We start from the raw sequence: 2,677 nt of genomic DNA, 5'->3' as shown, positions 1-2,677 counted from the left end.
GGAACCGTACGTCCGGTGCAATGAGAGGGGCGAGAATTAAACTCCCTCTACTCTATTAATTTTTGGCTTTAATTTCAGCTAATAATTCGCCTTCAACGAAGGCTAAGATGAAGCTGGCGGTTAAAAAGTCCATGACATTGCCTGACGAAAATGCCGCAAACAGCATAAAAGCGATTGAAAGCAGCATGGAACTAATCAGGTAGGTGCGTTTTCTTCTATTCATTAGCCATTTAACAAAAGCGTACAGCATGATTGCTACGTACGGGCCAACAAATAGCAACATCCCGATCCAACCTAATGAATAGATCTGACTGGTGAAGTCTCGCTCTAGGTTAAAAATGTTGGTCTCACGGGTATATGAGATACCTAAGAACTTGTCCAACTTATTATTGTTAGTCTTAACTACTTGATCTAGCATAGCCCTTTCAACGTGACGGTTTTGCATCCGCGCAGTTCCCGGCTCGTTCATGATCTTAAGCCAAAATTCTGGATCATATTTGTAAGGGTAGCTCTTAGTGACAAACTTTTTGTTTAGGGCATAATCTTGATAATGCTCTTCGATAAATTCGATTAAAAATTGCTTCCGTTTTTCGCCGCTTGGATATTTTTTAAGACCAGCGGCTAATTCTTTCTTAGCAACAGTTAAGCTGTTATCAGATTGTTGCGCTAAAAACTTTTCATAATTGTAACGCTGGATTGCTGGACCGAAGGGGATAATCGCCATCGCACCAATTTCGATTATCAGCGCTACTAAAATTGCCTTGCCGTTCTTGATGACATCTTTGACAATGAACAAATGGAAAAAGTAGAGCAAAATACCGATGATAATGCCACCAATTAAGCCGATTAGCGCGACTTTAGTTCCAAGTTCGATCATTGCGAGGGCCTGCACGACATTTAAAGTAACGGTTTTCCAATTAAAATGACTGAACATGAAGTAGAGCATCAGGGGCACTAGCATGAATAGTACGGCCGAGACCATGTTGGCAAAGTTGAAGAAGCCTTTAGAAGCCATGTGGGAATAGCCGATGTTAGGATTGAAGAACCATTCAAAAATATTGGCACTGATCGGGCCGGTTTCGTAACTTCTAAGTGAAATCACGAAAAGGTTGCTGATCGCGATGGTGAATGAAAATAGTCCGCTGATTCCTTCAATTACATGTCTGAATTGATCGTGGGTGAAATCTAACGCGGTAGTGAAGAAAATTACCAGAAGTGGTAAAAGCATTCTAATAAGGTAAAAGATTTCACTGACAGTCGAATAGTTGTAATCATTTGAATTAATACTATTAAAATGTTTCACGTGTAACAAGTGTAGAGCCGAGTAAATTACTAGCAAGGCTAAATAAAACAGTAGCCATTTGTTTTTACCCAATTTTTGCCAATTCTGTTTTTGACTAAAGAACATGCAAAAGATAACAAAAACAGCCAAAATTCTAATGATTGTAGGCAAAGTAAACGGCAAGACGTCAGCCAATTTGCCATGATAAAACCAATAAAGGTCCAAAAACGGCTGAATAAGGATGAACCAGAATAAAACGGTTCGAGTTTTCTCTTTCATAAAAAATCTCCCTAAATAGATCGATATTGTATTAATTTTAGGCAAAAAAAGATCCTGCGTAAATATTACCCAGGATCTTTTTGAATTTTGTTTTACTTTTTGCTGTCTTTGTTAGCCTTTTTAGTTTTAGCAATCTTTTCAACTTTAACTTCGTTAGTTGAAGCAATCTTACTATTTTTAGCGGCACGAGCAGCCTTTAAGTTTTTGAAGTTGACCACAATCTTGTTGTTCAAGTCACTAATTGCAGTGGCATCAACTGGATCGTATGAAGTGATAGCTAAGAGAGCAGAATTTTCATAAATTTTTTCTACCTTACCTTGGAATGGCTTCTTAAGTTCTTCTTCTGACTTGGCACCAACGATTGCGCCAACTTTTACATCTGCTTTTTTCATGGAGTTATCTCCTCTCTTGATAAAAAATCTTGGTCTTTTGTAACATTGGAATGTTAATATAGATGAGCAACATTTTCAAGTGGGGGACTTTCTTTTGAAGAAAATAATTTTGATCGCGGGCCCGAGCGGCGCCGGAAAGACAACGATTTCTGATTATTTAAATGAAAAATATGGCATACCACGTGTTTTGACACACACGACGCGTCCAATGAGACCAGGGGAAAAGCAGAATGTCTCCTATCATTTTGAAACGGATGAAAGCTTCAAGACGTTGCACTTTTTTGAGCACGTCAGATATGGCTCTTATCAATATGGGTCAAGTCGTGAAGCCTTAAACCTTGCTTGGAAAAAGAGCGATCTCGTTTCTTTAATTGTCGATATTAAAGGTGTTTATACTTATTTGAAACAATTAGGCAATAAAGTTTATTTTCTTTATGTCACAACTTCGACTAAAGAAGAATTAAAAGAGCGGCTTTTAAAGCGAGGAGATGATCCCGAAAAGATCAAAGAACGACTCAGCGGCAGTGAATTAAATCTGTTGCCGGAAGACTTGAAAGATTACGCACACATATTAGTTAATGATAATCTATCAGAAACCAAGAGTAAGCTAGATTCAATCACAGCAAGGCTTGAAAAGTGATTTGAAAGCCCTTAATTTTACAAGATTTTTTTAATGAAAAACGCCCGAAAATCCCCGTATTTTAATGCGGGGATGGATAGGGCC

Annotated in this window: 3 protein-coding genes; 1 reads left to right on the top strand and 2 read right to left on the bottom strand. The window is 38.2% G+C overall.

The annotated features are described in order from the left end of the window. Positions 1-55: 55 nt before the first annotated feature. Positions 56-1,561, bottom strand: a complete 1,506-nt coding sequence (locus tag CP357_RS09775; RefSeq protein WP_098037205.1) for an O-antigen ligase family protein — start codon at positions 1,559-1,561, stop codon at positions 56-58. Positions 1,562-1,653: 92 nt separating this feature from the next. Beyond that, positions 1,654-1,953, bottom strand: coding sequence for a DUF2187 family protein (locus CP357_RS09770; protein WP_025006464.1), 300 nt, complete (start codon positions 1,951-1,953; stop codon positions 1,654-1,656). A 94-nt stretch (positions 1,954-2,047) separates the two neighbouring features. On the opposite strand from CP357_RS09770, the gene CP357_RS09765 reads away from it, so the two are divergent. After that, positions 2,048-2,593 carry a guanylate kinase gene (locus tag CP357_RS09765; RefSeq protein WP_087176914.1) on the top strand — a complete coding sequence of 182 codons (546 nt, stop codon included), beginning with the start codon at positions 2,048-2,050 and terminating at the stop codon, positions 2,591-2,593. Positions 2,594-2,677: the final 84 nt, after the last annotated feature.

Origin of the sequence: Lactobacillus sp. UMNPBX6 (genome assembly GCF_002553975.1) — a bacterium.
GTDB classification, from domain to species: Bacteria; Bacillota; Bacilli; order Lactobacillales; family Lactobacillaceae; genus Lactobacillus; species Lactobacillus gallinarum.
Note: the sequence above shows the minus strand (reverse complement) of the source record. Positions and strands in the feature narration are given on the sequence as shown.

Excerpts from the sequence above, each read along its gene's own strand:
- CP357_RS09775 (WP_098037205.1), bottom strand. The coding sequence starts at position 1,561 with ATGAAAGAGAAAACTCGAACCGTTTTATTCTGGTTCATCCTTATTCAG.
- CP357_RS09770 (WP_025006464.1), bottom strand. The coding sequence starts at position 1,953 with ATGAAAAAAGCAGATGTAAAAGTTGGCGCAATCGTTGGTGCCAAGTCA.